Annotated in this window: 19 protein-coding genes; 11 read left to right on the top strand and 8 right to left on the bottom strand. The window is 70.5% G+C overall.

Features of this window, described 5'->3' with window-relative positions; translation table 11 throughout:
• Positions 1 to 96: 96 nt before the first annotated feature.
• A complete protein-coding gene (locus ACIOJE_RS24130; RefSeq protein WP_400778727.1) occupies positions 97 to 1,077 on the top strand; it encodes a heme A synthase in 981 nt (326 codons plus the stop codon).
• Between the two features lie 224 nt (positions 1,078 to 1,301).
• On the opposite strand, the gene ACIOJE_RS24135 is transcribed toward ACIOJE_RS24130, so the two are convergent.
• Complete coding sequence (locus tag ACIOJE_RS24135) at positions 1,302 to 1,763, bottom strand: NUDIX hydrolase (RefSeq protein WP_280678323.1); 462 nt, start codon at positions 1,761 to 1,763, stop codon at positions 1,302 to 1,304.
• Positions 1,764 to 1,780: 17 nt separating this feature from the next.
• On the opposite strand from ACIOJE_RS24135, the gene ACIOJE_RS24140 reads away from it, so the two are divergent.
• The 4 genes from ACIOJE_RS24140 to ACIOJE_RS24155 all read left to right on the top strand — a co-directional run bounded on the left by ACIOJE_RS24140 (position 1,781) and on the right by ACIOJE_RS24155 (position 4,211).
• Positions 1,781 to 2,560, top strand: a complete 780-nt coding sequence (locus tag ACIOJE_RS24140; protein WP_280678032.1) for a GntR family transcriptional regulator — start codon at positions 1,781 to 1,783, stop codon at positions 2,558 to 2,560.
• A gap of 135 nt (positions 2,561 to 2,695) precedes the next feature.
• A complete protein-coding gene (locus ACIOJE_RS24145) occupies positions 2,696 to 3,178 on the top strand; it encodes an ATP-binding protein (RefSeq protein WP_400778730.1) in 483 nt (160 codons plus the stop codon).
• Positions 3,175 to 3,336, top strand: a complete 162-nt coding sequence (locus tag ACIOJE_RS24150; RefSeq protein ID WP_400778732.1) for a hypothetical protein — start codon at positions 3,175 to 3,177, stop codon at positions 3,334 to 3,336. The genes ACIOJE_RS24145 and ACIOJE_RS24150 overlap by 4 nt, the downstream gene beginning before the upstream one ends.
• A 413-nt stretch (positions 3,337 to 3,749) precedes the next feature.
• Entirely contained in the window at positions 3,750 to 4,211 is a 462-nt protein-coding gene (locus ACIOJE_RS24155) for a low molecular weight phosphotyrosine protein phosphatase (protein ID WP_400778734.1), read from the top strand.
• Here the strand turns inward: ACIOJE_RS24155 and ACIOJE_RS24160 are convergent.
• Both ACIOJE_RS24160 and ACIOJE_RS24165 read right to left on the bottom strand, forming a co-directional pair.
• Positions 4,208 to 5,398 (bottom strand): UDP-N-acetylglucosamine--N-acetylmuramyl-(pentapeptide) pyrophosphoryl-undecaprenol N-acetylglucosamine transferase, encoded by a 1,191-nt coding sequence (locus tag ACIOJE_RS24160; protein ID WP_400778736.1) that lies wholly within the window; start codon positions 5,396 to 5,398, stop codon positions 4,208 to 4,210. The two genes, ACIOJE_RS24155 and ACIOJE_RS24160, sit on opposite strands and share 4 nt — an antisense overlap.
• Positions 5,399 to 5,502: 104 nt before the next feature.
• Positions 5,503 to 5,841, bottom strand: a complete 339-nt coding sequence (locus ACIOJE_RS24165) for a hypothetical protein (protein ID WP_063349518.1) — start codon at positions 5,839 to 5,841, stop codon at positions 5,503 to 5,505.
• 72 nt (positions 5,842 to 5,913) lie between these two features.
• On the opposite strand from ACIOJE_RS24165, the gene ACIOJE_RS24170 reads away from it, so the two are divergent.
• Complete coding sequence (locus ACIOJE_RS24170; protein WP_280678022.1) at positions 5,914 to 6,555, top strand: DUF2461 domain-containing protein; 642 nt, start codon at positions 5,914 to 5,916, stop codon at positions 6,553 to 6,555.
• Between the two features lie 64 nt (positions 6,556 to 6,619).
• On the opposite strand, the gene ACIOJE_RS24175 is transcribed toward ACIOJE_RS24170, so the two are convergent.
• Positions 6,620 to 7,567, bottom strand: a complete 948-nt coding sequence (locus ACIOJE_RS24175; RefSeq protein ID WP_280678020.1) for a heme o synthase — start codon at positions 7,565 to 7,567, stop codon at positions 6,620 to 6,622.
• 464 nt (positions 7,568 to 8,031) lie between these two features.
• On the opposite strand from ACIOJE_RS24175, the gene tkt reads away from it, so the two are divergent.
• From tkt to pgl, 5 genes are all read left to right on the top strand, one after another.
• Positions 8,032 to 10,131 carry a transketolase gene (gene tkt, locus ACIOJE_RS24180; protein WP_400778739.1) on the top strand — a complete coding sequence of 700 codons (2,100 nt, stop codon included), beginning with the start codon at positions 8,032 to 8,034 and terminating at the stop codon, positions 10,129 to 10,131.
• Positions 10,132 to 10,221: 90 nt separating this feature from the next.
• A complete protein-coding gene (gene tal / locus ACIOJE_RS24185) occupies positions 10,222 to 11,361 on the top strand; it encodes a transaldolase (RefSeq protein WP_400778741.1) in 1,140 nt (379 codons plus the stop codon).
• Between the two features lie 106 nt (positions 11,362 to 11,467).
• Complete coding sequence (zwf, locus tag ACIOJE_RS24190; protein WP_280678321.1) at positions 11,468 to 12,982, top strand: glucose-6-phosphate dehydrogenase; 1,515 nt, start codon at positions 11,468 to 11,470, stop codon at positions 12,980 to 12,982.
• On the top strand, positions 12,979 to 14,088 hold the full coding sequence (gene opcA, locus ACIOJE_RS24195; protein ID WP_400778743.1) for a glucose-6-phosphate dehydrogenase assembly protein OpcA: 1,110 nt from the start codon (positions 12,979 to 12,981) through the stop codon (positions 14,086 to 14,088). The genes zwf and opcA overlap by 4 nt, the downstream gene beginning before the upstream one ends.
• On the top strand, positions 14,085 to 14,873 hold the full coding sequence (pgl, locus tag ACIOJE_RS24200) for a 6-phosphogluconolactonase (RefSeq protein ID WP_400778745.1): 789 nt from the start codon (positions 14,085 to 14,087) through the stop codon (positions 14,871 to 14,873). Before opcA ends, pgl begins: the two co-directional genes overlap by 4 nt.
• Positions 14,874 to 14,934: 61 nt before the next feature.
• Here pgl and ACIOJE_RS24205 read toward each other — a convergent pair whose 3' ends face one another.
• The 4 genes from ACIOJE_RS24205 to ACIOJE_RS24220 all read right to left on the bottom strand — a co-directional run bounded on the left by ACIOJE_RS24205 (position 14,935) and on the right by ACIOJE_RS24220 (position 17,748).
• Entirely contained in the window at positions 14,935 to 15,222 is a 288-nt protein-coding gene (locus tag ACIOJE_RS24205; protein ID WP_030308030.1) for an RNA polymerase-binding protein RbpA, read from the bottom strand.
• 205 nt (positions 15,223 to 15,427) lie between these two features.
• The gene (gene secG, locus ACIOJE_RS24210; RefSeq protein WP_400669957.1) at positions 15,428 to 15,664 is read right to left on the bottom strand and encodes a preprotein translocase subunit SecG; all 237 of its coding nucleotides are present in this window, start codon (positions 15,662 to 15,664) and stop codon (positions 15,428 to 15,430) included.
• Between the two features lie 90 nt (positions 15,665 to 15,754).
• Positions 15,755 to 16,540 carry a triose-phosphate isomerase gene (gene tpiA / locus ACIOJE_RS24215; RefSeq protein WP_280678002.1) on the bottom strand — a complete coding sequence of 262 codons (786 nt, stop codon included), beginning with the start codon at positions 16,538 to 16,540 and terminating at the stop codon, positions 15,755 to 15,757.
• A 5-nt stretch (positions 16,541 to 16,545) separates the two neighbouring features.
• Positions 16,546 to 17,748 (bottom strand): phosphoglycerate kinase, encoded by a 1,203-nt coding sequence (locus tag ACIOJE_RS24220; protein ID WP_400778748.1) that lies wholly within the window; start codon positions 17,746 to 17,748, stop codon positions 16,546 to 16,548.
• Between the last annotated feature and the right edge of the window lie 136 nt (positions 17,749 to 17,884).

A 17,884-nucleotide genomic window follows, 5' to 3' on the forward strand; every position in this document is an offset into this window, starting at 1 on the left:
TCAAGACCATTGACCGCCTTGCCCGAACAGTCCGGTTTGCTCCCCGAGCGCCGCACCTCGCGCCCCGCCCCAAGATCGCCCGTAAGGCCGCCTACGATGGAGCGCGTGCTGAACCCCTTCTCCCTGCTCGCCGAGCGCTGGCAGCCCACCGCCGCGATGGTACGGCGCGCCACGTTCGCCGCGCTGGTGATGAGCGTGGTGATCGTCGTCACCGGCGGCGCCGTCCGACTCACCGCCTCCGGCCTCGGCTGTACGACGTGGCCCCGCTGCACCGCCGAGAGCCTGACGCCGACCGCCGAGATGGGCTTCCACGGCGTCGTCGAGTTCACCAACCGGATGCTCACCTATGTACTGAGCGCGGCAGTCGGCTGGGCGATCCTCGCCGCCCGCTGCCACCGCCCGTGGCGGCGGAGCATGACCAAGCTCGGCTGGGCGCAGTTCTGGCTGGTGATGAGCAATGCGGTGCTCGGCGGCATCACCGTGCTGACCGGCCTGAACCCGTACACGGTGGCGCTGCACATGATCGCCGCGATGGCCCTCGTCTGGGTCGCGCTGCTGATGTGGGAGCGCAGCAGGGAGGGCGACGGCCCGGCGACGTTGTCAGTGGCCCGCCCGATCCACCAGCTCTCGTACGTCCTGGTCACCGCGGTCGGCCTGCTGGTCGCGGCCGGCACCCTGGTCACCGGCGCCGGCCACCACCCGGGCACCCCCAAGGACAACAAGATCGTCCCGCGGATCCCGATCGACTACGACCGTCTCGCGCAGTTCCACGCCGACCTGGCGTTCGTCTCGGTCGGCCTGGCCATCGCGGTGCTCTTCGTCTTCGCGGCCGTGAAGGCCCCGCAGCCGGCCAAGGCCCGGGCCAAGGAACTGCTCGCCGTGCTGCTGCTCCAGGGCGTACTGGGCTTCATCCAGTACTTCACCGACGCCCCCGAGCTGATGGTCGGCCTCCACATGCTCGGCGCCACCCTGACCTGGATCGCCGCCCTGCGCATCCCCCTCGCCCTGCGCGTACGGGAGACCGAAGCGCCCCCCGAGCAGCTGCCCGCGCAGACCCCACAAGCTGCCACCGTCTGAACACAAGCCCGACGTACGGCGAAGGCCCCCATCCCACGATGGGGGCCTTCGCCGTACGCCAAGGAGTCACATCGACCGAAGGGCTATCGCAACGTGAAACGGCGGCTCCGGGTCGCGTCCATCGATGATCAGCTCCAACATGGTCGTTTACTTCGACTAACCGAGCGGCACCTGGGCAAACGACTACCGCTTGTTCACCCACCCCCAAGGGGGGACCTTCCTTGTCACAGTACGTGTCGGCCGTCGTGGGTTCGGATACTCGGTGTTGTATCGCCCCGAAGCGCGTCCAGGACGCGTACGGCGTAGACCTCGGCCATGCGGTCGGAGACCTCGGCCGGTGTGAGCCAGTCGACCTCGACCGACTCATCCGAAGGCCGCTCGGCACCGCCCTCCGGTGTGCAGCGGAAGACGAGGGCGACGATCCCTCGACTTACGTTCTTGTACACGCCGGTCAGCCGTTCCATGCCGACCTTGATCCCGGTCTCCTCGCAGACCTCGCGTCGGACGCCGTCCTCAATGGCTTCACCCAGCTCCAGCACGCCACCCGGGGGTTCCCAAGTTCCGTTGTCGGCCCGGCGAATCGCCAGTACCCGACCGTCCTCCCGCACCACCACCCCGGCGACGGACACCGAGTGGAGCGGCGTTGACTGGAACTTCCCGGCACTGTTACTCATGTGCAGGAGAATAGGAGCCCTGAAGGACTATGGCGAGTAGTGAGGTGGCCTCGTCGGCCACGGCGAAGTACCTGCAGATCGCGGCTGATCTTGCCGCACAGATCAAGTCGGGCGCTCTCGCTCCCGGCGCGACCGTGCCCAGCGAGGCCGAGCTCATGCAGCGGTACGGAGTCGCATCCGGGACGGTTCGCAAGGCCATCGCCGAACTCCGAACGACTCAGCTCATCGAGACGCACCATGGTCGAGGCTCATTCGTCCGCTCCCGCCCGCCGGTTCAGCGCAAGTCTGCGGACCGATTCCGCCGCGCCCATCGCAAAGCCGGCAAGGCCGCGTACCTCGCAGAGGCGGAGACCTCCGGCGGCATCCCGTCCGTGACCGTGCTGTTCGTGGGCCCCACAGCAGCACCTCCCGAGATTGCCGATCGCTTGGGTCTTCCCGCCGGCACCCAGGTACTGGCCCGCAAACGCCGGTACTTCCGAGATGGGGTGCCCACCGAGGAGGCCACGTCATACCTGCCGTGGGACGTGGTCAAGGACATCCCTGAAGTCTTCGCCGAGAACCCCGGTGGCGGCGGCATCTACGCCCGCCTCGAAGAACACGGCTACTCCCTCGCCGAGTTCACCGAGTCCGTGCAGGCCCGACTCGCGACCAAGCCTGAGACCAAAGCGCTCACCCTGAGCCCCGGTGCGCCAGTGATCCATCTCGTTCGTGATGCCATCACTGCGGATGGCCGCGTGGTGGAGGTGTGCGACACCGTCATGGCCGCCGATCAGTTCGTTCTCGACTATCGCTTCCCCGCACATGACTGACTAGTGATCAACTCCCTCAACCCGTCGCGAGATTCCTCCCGCGACGGGTTGACTCATGTACAGGAGCCGGGCACTCTTCTACCCGTCACTCATGTACATGAGTGCATGGAAACATCTCATTTAGAGGAGATGGTCGTGTCCGAGGCCGACATCCTGGAAGTTCCCATGCAGCACGCTTCGACGGAGAGCCGTGCGACTCCCGACACCAACTCGATGTCGGCGTCAACGGCAGCGGAGCTGCTGCTGCCCTACCTGCCGGAGTCGGTGGCTGTGGCCCGCCGGTTCGTCGTGGCGAAGCTGCGGGAATGGGGCCTGGACGACTTGGTGGACGACGCCGTCGTGATCGTCAGCGAGTTGGTCACCAACTCGGTCGAGACCTGCTGCCAGACCCACATGCTCGTCGGCGTCCGCTGTCCGACCGACCGGATCGTCCGCATCCTCGTCGGTGACGGTTCCCGCTCGATGCCCGTGATGGTCCAGGCCGGGCCCGACGCCACGTCCGGCCGGGGTCTGGCGATGGTCCACCGGCTCACCCACGGCCGCTGGGGCGCCACGCCCCTCCCGTTCGGAAAGGTCGTCCACGCCGACCTCGCGACACCCGCGCCGATCCCCCGGTGAACTCGCGGCCTCCGGAGGAGAGTTACGACTCCGACGATGCGCCGCCTCCACCCTCCGCCCCTGATCCCACGCGGGTCTGGGCCGCCTACGGGGTGTCCGCCGCTGCCGGGCTGCACGTCATCACCGCGGCCCTGGTGCTGATCAACCGCTCCCGCTGAACTCCCGGCCGCGCCGCCGGCCCGGCGGCGCGGCCGAGATCACCAGCGCTCATCCCGAAAGGAGCACAGCCATGTCCTGACCCGAGCCGAAACCGCCCCCGCCATCCTGCTCGGCTTCGCTGTCCATGCGCAGCAGGAACTCCACTCCCACGCCGAGCGGTCCCTTCCGCGCGCCGTACCGGACCAGCCCATCCATCACGGAAAGCCGCCGATGAACGGTCGCCCACTCGCCATCCCTGGCACGTTCGCCTTCGCCCCGACCGCCAACCACGACGTCCGCGGTGAGCTCCAGGAGTTCTTCCGAGAGGACTGCCGTTCCACCCCGCCATGACCCACGACAGCGTCCGCTACACGGTCGCCGCGCTCGCCGACGCGATCAAGTCCACCGCGTGACCGACACCAAGGAGCCGAAGATGAGCGAGACGTTCCGCCACCCGAAGCGCCACCGCATCCTGGTGGTCTGCCTGGGCAACCACAACCGCTCGCCGCTTGCCGCCGCGGTGCTCGCCCACCTCGGCGGGGAGAAGGTCGAGGTACGTTCGGCCGGGCTGCGCGAGCGCCACGTCGGCGCCCCGGCGCACAGCAACGCCATCCGGGCCGCCGAGGACGCCGGCCACGACATCCGCGACCACCGCGCGGTCAAGGTCAACCACCGCATGCTCGACTGGGCCGACGCCGTGCTGGCCATGGACCACGCCGTCCTCGCCGAACTCCAGACCATGACGGACGGCACCCCGGCCGCCGGAAAGCTCGACCTGTACATCAGCGGCGAGGACGTGCCCGACCCCTGGGAGAGCGACTACCCGGCTTACCTGCTGTGCGTGGACACCATCCAGGCCGGCGCCGTCCGGCACCTACTGGACCTGGAGAACTAACGGTCCACGACCGACAGCAGCACGTCCACGAGACGGTCAGCAGCATCCGGCCGACCGTGCTCGGCGGCCCGCCGCGCGATGTCCGCGCGGCGGGCCGGGTCGGTGAGGAGCGGCCCGATCGCGTCCTGAAGGGTGTCCGGAGCGGCCCGGCCGATCAGGGCTACCGCCGCTCCGGCATCCGACAGGTGACGGGCGTTGTGCTCCTGCTCGTTCCCGGCCGACGTCCCCAGTGGGATGAACACCGCGGCCCGCCCCAGCGCGGTCAGCTCGGCCAGCGTCCCCGCACCGCTGCGGGAGACGACCACGTCCGCGAGGGCCAGCACGTCCGGCAGCTCCGGGCCGACGAAGCCGGTCACCAGGTACCGGGCACGTAGGTGCTCGGGAAGCGACGCCGCCCGCTCCCGCAACCGCGCTTCGTGGCTGGGCCCGCACTGGTGGACCACGTTGGCGTGGCCGAGCAGCCACGGCAGGATCTCGCTGACCAGCTCGTTGATCTGCTGGGAGCCCTGCGCTCCGCCGGTCACGTACACGGTCGGCAGGGAACGGTCGAAGCCCCACAGCCCGAGCGCCTGGATCGCCTTGTCGCCCTGGCCAGTCAGTACCTCCGGGCGTACCGGGTTGCCGGTCACCACGGCGGTGGCACGGGCGGCCTCGGGCAGGAACTGGAGCGTCGACTCGGAGGAGACCGCGACACGCGTCGCCATCCGAGCCAGGGCCCGGTTGCCCAGGCCGAGCCGGACGGTCTGCTCGTGGACGACCAGCGGCCGGTGGCACATCCGGGCGGCCATCCCGACCGGCACCGCGACGTAGCCGCCCGTGCCGAGCACCACGTCCGGAGCGAACTCGGCGACCACTGAGCGGGCCTGCGCGACGCCCAGGGGGACACGGCCCATGTCCTTGACGTTGGCGGGCGACACCAGCTTGAGCGGGTTGGCGGAGCGCCGGATCTTCCCGGTGGCGACGGTCCTGAACGGAATGTTCTCGGCGACGGTCACCTTGGCCTCAAGACCGGTGGCAGTGCCGATCCACAGCACGTCCAGCGCGCCGTCAGCCTCGGCGAGACGCGAGCGCAGGGCACGGATCGCGGTGAGGGCCGGATAGGTATGGCCGCCGGTCCCGCCGCCCGTGACGATCAGCCGCAGAGGCCGGCCAAGACGAGAGACGAGAGCGCTGACGTCACGGTTCACGCCTGGAACATAGCAGCCTCCGGGCCACGTGCCGCCGGGCACACCACGACGGCACGGCTCCCCACCTGGGGAGCCGGGCCGTCGCCGTATTCAGAACCAGGGCCTCAGCCGCCGAGCTGGATCCCGGCCATCCGCTTCCACTCGTACGGGCCGGTCTTCACCTTGAGGGCCAGCTCGCCCTCGAAGTCGTCGTGCAGGGTCAGCCCGGCGAGCTCGGCGGCCCGGCGGCCGACGGCGTAGCTCGGGGCCACCTGGTCGCCCCAGGCGCCGTCCGCGCCGACCACGACGATCCGGGTGGCCACGGCGCCGACGTACTCGACGACCGCATCGGCGCCGCCCCCGTGCTGGCGGGCGAAGCTGCTGAGGTGCTTGGCGATGCGCTTGGCGCGACGCTCGGTACGGGCGTCCGGCGCGGCGGCGGTGGCGGTCTCTGCGCTGCTCATGCCCGCATGCTACCCACCGGTAAGCGACCTGGCGACGGGAGCACCTTGTGCACCGGGACACATACTGAAGGCGTGACGTTCAAAGGCTGGCCGACCGAGGCGCTCGACTTCTACGAGCACCTGGAGGCCGACAACTCGAAGACCTTCTGGCAGGGCCACAAGGACCAGTACGACGACACCGTACGGGCCCCGATGGAGCTGCTGCTCGCCGACCTGGAGCCGGAGTTCGGGCCGGGGAAGATCTTCCGCCCCAACCGCGACGTCCGCTTCAGCGCCGACAAGTCCCCGTACAAGACGCACATCGGCGCGCACCTGGAGGCCGGCGGCTACATCCAGCTCTCCGCCGACGGCCTGGCCTGCGGCAACGGCATGTACCAGCTCGCCCCCGACCAGCTGGAGCGCTACCGCGCCGCCGTCGCCGAGGACGTCAGCGGCGCCGAGCTGGAGCGGGTGATCGCCGCGGTGGCGGCGGACGGCCCGCAGGTGTTCGGCCGGGACTCCCTCAAGTCCGCCCCGCGTGGCTTCCCCAAGGACCACCCGAGGATCGAGCTGCTGCGCCACAAGGGCCTGGTGGCCTGGCAGGAGTGGGCGCCCGCGAAGTGGCTGGGCACGCGTACGGCCCACACCCGGATCACCGCCTTCCTGCGTGCCTCCCAGCCGCTCAAGGACTGGCTGGACGACCACGTCGGCCCCTCCGAACTCTCGAGCCGCTGAAGCCGCCGAACGCGGAGGAGCCCCGGTCCGCGGACCGGGGCTCCTCGCTTGCCTACGTCAGGTGTTACTTCACGAACGGGTCGATCGCGCACACCACGAACAGCAGCGACAGGTAGGTGATCGACCAGTGGAACAGCCGCATCTCCTTCAGCTTCGCGCCCACGACCCCGGCCTTGGCCCGCGCGTACAACGCGTGCGCCTCGCGCAGCCAGAACGCGCCGAGCAGCACCGCGGTGACGGGGTACAGCCAGCTCATGTGCCCCAGCGGCCACACCGCCAGCGAGGTCGCCACCATCACCCAGGAGTAGACGACGACCTGCTTGCCGACCGCGACGTTGCCCTTGACCACCGGCAGCATCGGCACACCGGCCCGCTCGTAGTCCTCGCGCACCTTCATCGAGAGCACCCAGGTGTGCGGCGGCGTCCAGAAGAACACCACCAGGAACAGCGCCACGGCCGCCCAGGACAGCGAGTTGGTGACCGAGGACCAGCCGATCAGCACCGGCATGCAGCCGGCGATGCCGCCCCAGACGATGTTCTGCGAGGTGCGCCGCTTGAGCCCCAGCGTGTAGACGAACACGTAGAACAGCAGCGCGCCGAGGGCCAGTCCGGAGGAGAGCCAGTTGACGCCGAAGCCCAGCAGCAGGGTCGAGACGATCGCGAGGACGACGCCGAACACCAGCGCCTCGCGCGGCGACACCATCCCGGTGACGATCGGGCGCCGCTCGGTCCGCGACATCACCGCGTCGATGTCGCGGTCGATGTACATGTTGAGGGCGTTGGCGCCGCCCGCCGAGAGGTAGCCGCCGACCACGACCTTCAGCACCAGCAGCATGTTCGGGACACCCTGCTGGGCCAGGAACATCACCGGCACCGTGCTCATCAGCAGCAGTTCGATGATCCGCGGCTTGGTCAGTGCGACGAAGGCGCCGACACGGGCCCCGATGGGCCGGTGCGCAGGAGTCGCCCCGGTGACCCCGGCGGGACGGGTTTCGACGGCGGTCACTAACACCCCAACTGAAGATGAATCCTCGCAGGCGTCCACAGGAACGAAGGTCCCGAAATCGTCCGCTCTGCGCGTACCACGCCACCTTAGACGCTCCATATATCCCATCCGGCTCCGGGGTCCCTCGGCGAGGCCGATGGCACACCCCCGAGTGAACCGACTGGGTGAAGCGACGAAACCGCCCCGGCGCGCGTGCGCTCCTCCGTCCTGACCACCGGAGCGGCAGGGTGCCGCAAAACAGGAGAGGCTGGGGCAAAAGCATGCAGACCGCCCTCGTGGGAATCACCATACGGATTTCCTGGTTGTCCCAGCACGGAGGGTGAGCCCCGGCCCGGGCGGTAGGCTCGCACGCAGAAGCGGGATCTACCCTCCGTGACCGGCACCACCCAGCGTCGAGACCACAGCGCCGTGGCCGACCCGGTCCCCATTCACGGGGTCACTCTTCACAACGGAAGGAGCCCTGAGACAGGGTGAGCACGACGCCGACGAACGCATTCGAGTGGTCCGAACTGGATGAGCGCACGGTTGACACAGCGCGGGTTCTGGCCATGGACGCCGTCCAGAAGGTCGGCAACGGACACCCCGGGACGGCCATGTCGCTGGCCCCGGCCGCGTACCTGATCTTCCAGCGGTTCCTGCGCCACGACCCGACCGACCCCTCCTGGGTCGGCCGCGACCGGTTCGTGCTGTCCCCGGGGCACACCAGCCTGACCCTCTACACCCAGCTGTACCTCTCGGGCTACGGCCTGGAGCTCGACGACCTGAAGGCCTTCCGCGTCGCGGGCAGCCGCACCCCGGGCCACCCGGAGCACGGCCACACCGCGGGCGTGGAGACCACCACCGGCCCGCTCGGCCAGGGCATCGCCAACGCGGTCGGCATGGCGATGGCCGCCCGCTACGAGCGCGGCCTGTTCGACCCGGACGCCCCGGCCGGCGAGTCCCCCTTCGACCACACCGTCTGGGCCATCGTCTCCGACGGCGACCTGGAGGAGGGCATCTCCGCCGAGGCCTCCTCGCTGGCCGGCCACCAGAAGCTGGGCAACCTGGTCGCCCTGTACGACGACAACCACATCTCGATCGAGGGCGACACCGAGACCGCCTTCTCCGAGGACGTCCTCAAGCGCTACGAGGCGTACGGCTGGCACGTCCAGCGGGTCACCCCGAAGTCCAACGGCGACATCGACGTGGCCGCCCTGGCCGACGCGCTGGCCACGGCCAAGGCCGAGACCGGTCGCCCGTCGATCATCGCGATGCGCACGATCATCGCCTGGCCGGCCCCGGACGCCCAGAACACCGCCAAGGCGCACGGCTCCGCGCTCGGCGCCGCCGAGATCGCCGCCACCAAGAAGGTCCTGGGCTTCGACCCGGAGAAGACCTTCGAGGTCGACGACCGGGTGATCGAGCACGCCCGCGAGGTGATCAAGCGCGGCAAGGCCTTCCGCACCGGGTGGGAGCAGTCCCTGGAGGCCTGGCGCGCCGCCAACCCGCACCGCGCCGCCGAGTTCGACCGCATCCAGGCCGGCGAGCTGCCCGAGGGCTGGAAGAAGGCCGTTCCGACCTTCCCGGCCGGCAAGGACGTCGCCACCCGCAAGGCCTCCGGCGAGACCCTCAAGGCGATCGGCGCGGTGATCCCGGAGCTGTGGGGCGGCTCGGCCGACCTCGCGGAGTCCAACCTCACCACCATCGACGAGGACAGCTCGTTCCTGCCCGAGGGCAACCCGCTGAAGAGCGCCAGCCCGTACGGCCGGACGATCCACTTCGGCATCCGCGAGCACGCCATGGGCTCGACCATGAACGGCATCGCGCTGCACGGCAAGACCCGCGTGTACGGCGGCACCTTCCTGGTCTTCGCCGACTACATGCGCCCGGCCGTCCGCCTGGCCGCGCTGATGAAGCTGCCGGTCACCTACGTCTGGACGCACGACTCGATCGGCCTCGGCGAGGACGGCCCGACCCACCAGCCGGTCGAGCACCTGGCCTCGCTGCGCGCCATCCCGGGCCTGTCCATGGTCCGCCCGGCCGACGCCAACGAGACGGCCGTCGCCTGGCGCACCGTCATCGAGCGCCAGACCAGCCACCCCGGCCCGGTCGGCCTCGCGCTCACCCGTCAGAACGTCCCGACCTTCGACCGCGAGGTCTTCGGCTCCGCCGAGGGCACCGCCAAGGGCGCCTACATCCTGGCCGAGGCCTCCACCGGCGACCCGCAGGTGATCCTGCTGGGCACCGGCTCCGAGGTCCAGCTGGCCGTCAAGGCCCGCGAGGTGCTGGAGGCCGAGGGCATCGCCGCCCGGGTGGTCTCGGTGCCGTCCTTCGAGTGGTTCCAGGAGCAGGACCAGGCCTACCGCGACAGCGTGCTGCCGCCGTCGGTCAAGGCCCGGGTGTCGGTCGAGGCCGGCATCGGGCAGGGCTGGCGCGAGCTGGTCGGCGACCACGGCCGGATCGTGTCGCTGGAGCACTTCGGCGCCTCCGCCGACTACAAGGTGCTGTTCGAGGAGTTCGGCCTGACCGCCGAGCGCGTGGTGGCCGAGGCGCACAACGCCCTCCGCTCCCTTGAGGCCGTCAACCGCTGACGCCTCCTCGGGCCGTGTGCCCGCCCGCACGCGGGCACACGGCCCCTCCGACTACCCCACGAAGACAGCGGAAAAAAGGACTGAAGCACCATGACTGACGCATTGAAGCGCCTCAGCGACGAAGGCGTGGCGATCTGGCTGGACGACCTCAGCCGCAAGCGGCTGAACACCGGCAACCTCGCCGAGCTGGTGCAGAACAAGCACGTGGTGGGTGTCACCACCAACCCGACCATCTTCCAGAAGGCCATCGGCGGCGGCGACAGCTCCTACGACGGCCAGCTGCGCGACCTCGCCGTCCGCAAGGTCACCACCGACGAGGCCGTCCGCATGATCACCACCTCGGACGTGCGCGACGCGGCCGACGTGCTGCGCCCGGTCTACGACGCCTCCAACGGCCGCGACGGCCGGGTCTCCATCGAGGTCGACCCGCGCCTGGCCCACGAGACCGCGGCCACCGCGGCCGAGGCCAAGCAGCTGTGGTGGCTGGTCGACCGCCCGAACGTCTTCATCAAGATCCCCGCCACCAAGGCCGGCCTGCCGGCGATCAGCGAGGTGATCGGCCGGGGCATCAGCGTCAACGTCACGCTGATCTTCTCGCTGGAGCGCTACAAGGCCGTCATCGACGCCTACCTGACCGGCCTGGAGACCGCCAAGGCCAAGGGCCTGGACCTCTCCCAGATCGAGTCGGTCGCCTCGTTCTTCGTCTCCCGCGTGGACACCGAGATCGACAAGCGCCTGGACAAGATCGGCGGCGAGGCGAAGAACCTGCGCTCCAAGGCCGCCCTGGCCAACGCCCGCCTCGCCTACCAGGCGTACGAGGAGGTCTTCGGCTCGGTCGACGGCAAGACCGCCGGCAGCGCCCGCTGGCGTTCCCTGGAGGCCGCCGGCGCCAAGCCGCAGCGCCCGCTGTGGGCCTCCACCGGCGTCAAGGACCCGGCCCTGCCGGACACCCTGTACGTCACCGAGTTGGTCGCCCCCGGCACCGTGAACACCATGCCCGAGGCCACCCTGGAGGCCACCGCCGACCACGGCGTGGTCACCGGCGGCACCATCGTCCCCAACTACGCCGACGCCAAGGCCGTGATGGACGCCATCACCGCCGCCGGCGTGGACTACGACGACGTGGTCCAGGTGCTGGAGGACGAGGGCGTGGAGAAGTTCGAGCAGTCCTGGAACGAGCTGCTCGACACCGTCACCGCCTCGCTCGCCTCCTTCGCCGACGAGAAGTGACCATTCGCTCACACAGCCAGCGCACGAAAGCGGAGCCCATCAAGTGAGCACTGATTTCCCCGAGTTGACATCGGAGTCGGACGCGGACGACCTCCCGCCGGCGCCGATCAACCCGCTTCGTGACCCGGCCGACCGACGGCTCCCGCGCATCGCGGGGCCGTCGGGGCTGGTCATCTTCGGAGTCACCGGCGACCTCTCCCGCAAGAAGCTCATGCCGGCCATCTACGACCTGGCCAACCGCGGCCTGCTGCCGCCGGGCTTCTCGCTCGTCGGCTTCGCCCGCCGCGAGTGGGACGACGAGGACTTCGCCAAGGAGGTCCACGACGCGGTCAAGGACCACGCCCGGACCCCGTTCCGGGAGGAGGTCTGGCAGCAGCTCGCCAAGGGCATGCGCTTCGTCCACGGCACCTTCGACGACGACGACGCCTTCGACAAGCTGCGCGAGACCATCCAGGAGCTCGACAAGGCGCAGGGCACCGGCGGAAACTTCGCCTTCTACCTGTCCGTCCCGCCGAAGTTCTTCCCGACCGTCGTCCAGCAGCTCAAGAAGCACGGCCTGGCCGACCCGCCGCAGGGCTCCTGGCGCCGCGCCGTCATCGAGAAGCCCTTCGGCCACGACCTGGAGAGCGCCCAGGAGCTGAACCGGATCGTCCACGAGGTCTTCCCCCGGGACGAGGTCTTCCGGATCGACCACTACCTGGGCAAGGAGACGGTCCAGAACATCCTGGCGCTGCGCTTCGCCAACCAGATGTTCGAGCCGATCTGGAACCGGTCGTACGTCGACCACGTGCAGATCACCATGGCCGAGGACATCGGCATCGGCGGCCGGGCCGGCTACTACGACGGCATCGGCTCCGCCCGCGACGTCATCCAGAACCACCTGCTCCAGCTGATGGCGCTCACCGCCATCGAGGAGCCGGCGTCCTTCCACCCGAAGGCGCTGGTGGCCGAGAAGCTCAAGGTGCTCAGCGCCGTCAAGCTCCCGACCGACCTCGGCCGGCACACCGTGCGCGGCCAGTACGCGGCCGGCTGGCAGGGCGGCGAGGAGGTGGTCGGCTACCTGGACGAGGACGGCATCAACCCGGACTCCAAGACCGACACCTACGCGGCGATCAAGCTGGAGATCAACAACCGCCGCTGGGCGGGCGTTCCGTTCTACCTGCGCACCGGCAAGCGGCTGGGCCGCCGGGTCACCGAGATCGCGGTGGTCTTCCAGCGCGCCCCGTACCTGCCGTTCGACTCCTACGCGACCGAGGAACTGGGGCAGAACGCCCTGGTCATCCGGGTCCAGCCGGACGAGGGCGTGACGGTGCGGTTCGGCTCCAAGGTGCCGGGCACCTCCTTCGAGGTCCGGGACGTCACGATGGACTTCGCGTACGGCGAGTCCTTCACCGAGTCCAGCCCGGAGGCGTACGAGCGGCTCATCCTCGACGTGCTGCTCGGCGACGCCAACCTGTTCCCGCGCCACCAGGAGGTCGAGCTCTCCTGGCAGATCCTCGACCCGATCGAGAGGTACTGGGACACCCACGGCAAGCCCGCCCAGTACGCGGCGGGGACCTGGGGCCCCGTCGAGGCGGACGAGATGCTCGCACGAGACGGCAGGAGCTGGCGCCGGCCATGAAGATCGACCTCACCAACACGACGTCCAGCAAGATCAACGCCGCGCTGATGGAGGCGCGTCGGGCCAGCGGCTCCACCGCCGCCGGCATGGTGCTCACCCTGGTGATCGTGACCGACGAGGGCAGCGCGTACGACGCCCTCAAGGCCGCCAACGACGCCTCCCGCGAGCACCCCTCGCGCACCCTCGCGGTGATCAAGCGCGCCGGGCGCTCGCCCCGGGCCCGCGCCGAGACCCGGCTGGACGCCGAGATCCTGGTCGGCACCGACGCCGGCTCCGGCGAAACGGTCATCCTGCGCATGCACGGCGAACTCGCCGCGCACGCCCAGTCGGTGGTCCTGCCGCTGCTGCTGCCGGACGCCCCGGTCGTCGTCTGGTGGCCCGACAACGCGCCGCTGCACCCGGCGCAGGACCCGCTGGGCGCGCTCGCCCAGCGCCGGATCACCGACGCGGTCACCGCCGAGTCCCCGGTCGGCCAGCTCGCCCAGCGGGCCCAGAGCTACACCCCGGGCGACACCGACCTGGCCTGGACCCGGATCACCGGCTGGCGCTCGATGCTGGCCGCCGCGCTGGACCAGCGCCCGGCCACGATCACTTCCGCGGCGGTCGAGGGCGAGTCCTACAACCCCAGCGTCGAACTGCTCGGCCTCTGGCTGCACAACCGGCTGCACGTGCCGGTCGAGCGGGTCGTCACCGGCGGCCCCGGCATCACCGCGGTGCACCTGCGCACCAAGGACGGCGACATCACCCTGGACCGCCCGGACGGCCTGATGGGCACGCTCTGCATGCCCGGCTCCCCGGACCGCCAGGTCGCGCTCAAGCGGCGCGAGACCGCGGAGCTGATCGCCGAGGAGCTGCGCCGGCTCGACCCGGACGACATCTACGCGACGGCCGTGCGCACGCCCGTCGAGCAGCTGCGCGAGCCGGTCAACGCCGAGACGACGGCGGCCGAGCGGGTCGCCCGCGCGGCGGCCGCCGAGGCCGCGGTGGCCAACCCCGCCCGGGTGACCGCCAAGGTCACCGCCGAGGAGGCGGCGTCGGCCGACGAGGCGGCGGAGCAGGCCCCGGTCAAGAAGCCCGCCAAGCGTGCCGCCAAGGGGAGCGCATGACCGCCGCCACCCCGCAGCTGGTCGTCCACCGGGACAAGGAGCTGATGGCCCAGGCGGCCGCGGCCCGGCTGATCACCCGGATCGTGGACGCCCAGGCCGCCCGCGGCGCCGCCTCGGTGGTGCTCACCGGCGGACGCAACGGCAACGCCCTGCTGGCCGCGATCGCCGCCTCCCCGGCGCGCGACGCGGTCGACTGGGCGCGGCTGGACCTCTGGTGGGGCGACGAGCGCTTCGTCCCCGCCGGGGACCCCGAGCGCAACGCCGTCCAGGCCCGCGCCGAACTGCTGGACTCCGTCCCGCTCGACCCGGCGCGGGTGCACGAGATGCCCGCCTCGGACGGTGTGGACGGCTCGGACGTGGAGGCCGCCGCCGCCCGCTACGCGGAGGAGCTGGCGAAGGCGGCCGGTCCGGGCGACCGGCTCGGCGTCCCGGCCTTCGACGTGCTGCTGCTCGGCGTCGGCCCGGACACCCACGTCGCCTCGCTCTTCCCCGAGCACCCGGGCGTGCGGGAGACCGAGCTGACCGTGATCGGCGTGCGCGGGGCCCCCAAGCCCCCGCCGACCCGGATCTCGCTCACCCTCCCGGCGATCCGGACGGCCCGCGAGGTCTGGCTGCTGGCGGCCGGCGAGGACAAGGCGGGCGCGGTCGCGATGGCCCTGTCCGGTCCCGGCGAGCTCCAGGCGCCCGCCTCCGGCGCGTACGGCCGCAGCCGCACCCTGTGGCTGCTGGACCGGGCCGCGGCGGAGCGGATCCCGCCCCAGCTGTACCCGCCGGCCTCGGCCTAGCGGCCGGCACACGCCGAAGGGCGCCACCGTCGTCGACGGTGGCGCCCTTCGGTCGTCAGGGTCAGATCTCGCCGCGCAGCTTGGCCAGCGCCTCGGCGAGGATCGCCTCGCCGTCGGCGTCGGTGCGCCGCTCGCGGACGTAGGCGAGGTGGGTCTTGTACGGCTCGTTGCGCGAGGGCGCGGGCGGGTTGTGCTCGTCCTGGCCGGCGGGGAAGCCGCACCGCGGGCAGTCCCAGGTGTCCGGGATGACGGCCTCGGCGGCAAAGCTCGGCCGGGTCTCGTGCTTGTTGGCACACCAGAAGGAGATCCGGTTGCGCGGGGCGGACTCGCCGCGCTCCGCCTCACCCATCGGGCCCGCTCCGACCCTGCTGCCACGGATGGCGTTGCCACTTGCCACGGTCTGACTCCCTGCGTGCTGGTGCGCCGACCCGCCGCGGTGCGCGTCGGTGGCGAAAGTCGTCCTAGTGTAAGCAGGAGTTAAGCGTCCACCGCCATCGCCTCCGCCCCCGACCGTCCCAGGATAGGCGCTCGGGCGACGGGGCGTCAGGGTAACGTCAGCTCTTGTACTTCAGCACCAGGCCCAGCACGATGATGCAGGCGAACCAGCCGAGGCCGACCACGATCGTGATGCGGTCCAGGTTGCGCTCGGCCACCGCCGAACCGCCGCCGGTGGACATCGCGCCGCCACCGAACATGTCCGACAGGCCGCCGCCCTTCCCCTTGTGCAGCAGCACCAGCAGGATCATCAGCAGACTGAAGATGATCAGGGCAATCGAGAACCCGAGAACCACGACGGGACCAACTCTCTCGTATCTTCTTCGGCGACGGGGCCGGGCCGCTTACGGCGGTCCGGCCCCAAAGCCTACGTTGCTGCGGAGGCGTTAGCCTACTGCCTGCTCACGGTAGCGCACGATCTTGACGAACTCGTCGGCGTCCAGCGAGGCACCGCCGATCAGGCCGCCGTCGATGTCGGGCTTGGCCATCAGACCGGCCGCGCTCGACGACTTCACCGAACCGCCGTACAGGACACGGACCTTGCCGGCCAGCTCGGCGCCGTACAGCTCGGCGATCCGCCGGCGGATGGCGGCGCAGACCTCCTGCGCGTCCTCCGGGGTGGCCACCTCGCCGGTGCCGATCGCCCAGACCGGCTCGTAGGCGACCACGATGGACTCGGCCTGGTGGGCCGGGATGTCCGCCAGGGCGCCGTCCAGCTGGGCCAGGGTGTACTCGACGTGGGTGCCGGCCTTGCGGATGTCCAGCGGCTCGCCGATGCACAGGATCGGGGTGATCCCGGCCCGGTAGGCGGCCTTCACCTTGGCGTTGACGATCTCCTCGCCCTCGCCGTGGTACTGGCGGCGCTCCGAGTGGCCGATCACCGCGAAGGTGCACTTCAGCTTGGCCAGCATCGGGCCGGAGACCTCGCCGGTGTAGGCACCGGAGTCGTGCTGCGAGATGTCCTGCGAGCCGTACTTGATCTTCAGCTTGTCGCCGTCGACCAGGGTCTGCACCGAGCGCAGGTCGGTGAACGGGACCAGGACGGCGACCTCGACGGCCTCGTAGTCCTTGTCGGCCAGCGCGAAGGCCAGCTTCTGGGTGTGCTGGATGGCCTCAAGGTGGTTGAGGTTCATCTTCCAGTTGCCCGCCATCAGCGGGAGACGCTCAGTCATTGCTTTCAGCCTTCCAGGGCGGCGAGACCGGGGAGGGTCTTGCCCTCCAGGTACTCGAGGCTGGCGCCACCGCCGGTCGAGATGTGTCCGAATGCTTTCTCGTCGAAGCCCAGGATGCGGACGGCCGCGGCGGAGTCGCCACCGCCGACCACGGTGAAGCCGGGGCTGTCGAGCAGGGCCTGCGCGACGGCCTTGGTGCCGTTGGCGTAGTCCGGGTGCTCGAAGACGCCCATCGGGCCGTTCCAGAAGACCGTCCCGGCGTCCACCAGCTTCGCGGCGAACAGCTCACGGGTCTTCGGGCCGATGTCCAGGCCCTCCTGGTCGGCCGGGATGGCGTCCGCGGCGACGGTCCCGAAGTCCGCCGGCGCCTTCGTCTTGAGGTCGGGGAAGTCCTTGGAGACCAGGACGTCCACCGGCAGCACGAACTCGACGCCGCGCTTCTCCGCCTCCGCCAGGTACTCCAGGCACCTGCCCTTCTGGTCTTCCTGAAGCAGCGAGATGCCGACCTCGTGGCCCTTGGCCGCGAGGAAGGTGTACGCCATGCCGCCGCCGATCAGGATCCGGTCGGCCTTCTTCAGCAGGTTGTCGATCACGCCGAGCTTGTCGGAGACCTTGGCACCGCCGAGCACGACCACGTACGGGCGCGCGACCTCGTCGGTGAGCTTCTTCAGCACGCCGACCTCGGTGGCGATCAGGTCGCCGGCGGCGTGCGGCAGGCGCTGCGGCAGGTCGAACACCGAGGCGTGCTTGCGGTGCACCGCACCGAAGCCGTCGCCGACGTACAGGTCGGCGAGGGTGGCCAGCTGATCGGCGAAGGCGCCGCGCTCGGCGTCGTCCTTGCTGGTCTCGCCGGCGTTGAAGCGCAGGTTCTCCAGCAGCGCGACCTCGCCGTCGCCCAGCGCGGCGACGGTCGCCGTGGCGCTGTCGCCGACGGTGTCGGTGGCGAAGGCGACCGGCTTGCCGAGGATCTCGCCGAGGCGGCCGGCCACCGGTGCGAGGGAGAACTGCGGGTCCGGCGCGCCCTTGGGACGGCCGAGGTGGGAGGCGACGACGACCCGGGCGCCGCGCTCGACGAGCTTGGCGATGGTCGGGGCGACGGCGCGGATCCGGCCGTCGTCGGTGATCCGGCCGTCCGACAGCGGGACGTTCAGGTCCGCGCGGACGAACACGCGCTTGCCGGCGACGTCGAGGTCTTCGATGGTCTTCACGGGGATTGGCTCTCCTGGGGAGATGGTTGATGCGCAGAGGCGGCACGGCGCAGGGGCCGCCTGAGAAGTCCTTGTGCGCAGAACGAGGGCCCGGTCGGCACAGTGCGCCAGCCGGGCCCTCGCCCCTACATCACGT

Origin of the sequence: Kitasatospora sp. NPDC087861 (assembly GCF_044742585.1) — a bacterium.
Lineage (GTDB): Bacteria > Actinomycetota > Actinomycetes > Streptomycetales > Streptomycetaceae > Kitasatospora.

Excerpts from the sequence above, each read along its gene's own strand:
- tpiA (WP_280678002.1), bottom strand. The coding sequence starts at position 16,540 with ATGACTGAGCGTCTCCCGCTGATGGCGGGCAACTGGAAGATGAACCTC.
- tal (WP_400778741.1), top strand. The coding sequence starts at position 10,222 with ATGACTGACGCATTGAAGCGCCTCAGCGACGAAGGCGTGGCGATCTGG.
- pgl (WP_400778745.1), top strand. The coding sequence starts at position 14,085 with ATGACCGCCGCCACCCCGCAGCTGGTCGTCCACCGGGACAAGGAGCTG.
- ACIOJE_RS24140 (WP_280678032.1), top strand. The coding sequence starts at position 1,781 with ATGGCGAGTAGTGAGGTGGCCTCGTCGGCCACGGCGAAGTACCTGCAG.
- ACIOJE_RS24205 (WP_030308030.1), bottom strand. The coding sequence starts at position 15,222 with ATGGGTGAGGCGGAGCGCGGCGAGTCCGCCCCGCGCAACCGGATCTCC.
- opcA (WP_400778743.1), top strand. The coding sequence starts at position 12,979 with ATGAAGATCGACCTCACCAACACGACGTCCAGCAAGATCAACGCCGCG.
- ACIOJE_RS24155 (WP_400778734.1), top strand. The coding sequence starts at position 3,750 with ATGAGCGAGACGTTCCGCCACCCGAAGCGCCACCGCATCCTGGTGGTC.
- ACIOJE_RS24130 (WP_400778727.1), top strand. The coding sequence starts at position 97 with ATGGAGCGCGTGCTGAACCCCTTCTCCCTGCTCGCCGAGCGCTGGCAG.
- ACIOJE_RS24165 (WP_063349518.1), bottom strand. The coding sequence starts at position 5,841 with ATGAGCAGCGCAGAGACCGCCACCGCCGCCGCGCCGGACGCCCGTACC.